The organism is Streptococcus infantis (assembly GCF_047463615.1).
Taxonomy (GTDB): Bacteria; Bacillota; Bacilli; order Lactobacillales; family Streptococcaceae; genus Streptococcus; species Streptococcus infantis_X.
On record NZ_JASHDO010000033.1, the window covers coordinates 1 to 505 of the forward strand.

The following is a 505-nucleotide window of genomic DNA, read 5'->3' on the forward strand; positions in this document are numbered from 1 at the left end:
CATCGCCAAGTGACTTCGTGAAGCCAGCTTTAAGAGTTGCAGTGATCACTCCACCTTCAACTGTGATATCGAACTTAGCTGTGACATCATCACCTGTTACTGAATCGTAAGCTTTGATCTTAGTAGCGTCAAGGTCCAACTTAGTTTCATCATAGTCATCTGAGATTCCTACTGATTGGATGTTGTCCTTGTTAGCTGCGTCAAATTTAGTTGTATCCAACCATACTTGGTAAACCAACTTGTCGCCACGTTTCACAGTCTTGGTATTCAAGTTTTGAGCTTCGTTGTTTGAGGCATCGTCCGCATATGGGTTGGCATTGGTATCTGCCACCTTATCCTTCAACTCTTTGTCATCATCAACGAGCTTGTCGCCTGTGATATCGTATTTCTCTTCAGAAACAACGTATTTCTCTGGTTGGAACTTAGGTTCTTCTGGTGGTGTTACACGGTTGTTAAACTCTTTATCCGCAATTTCGCCAACAGTTGCTACAAGAACTTTAGCTGT

The 505-nt window shown here is 42.6% G+C and carries 1 protein-coding gene; it reads right to left on the bottom strand.

The features are described from left to right. A partial coding sequence (locus QM874_RS09865) for an SspB-related isopeptide-forming adhesin (RefSeq protein ID WP_414317131.1) occupies window positions 1-505 on the bottom strand: 505 nt, incomplete at both ends.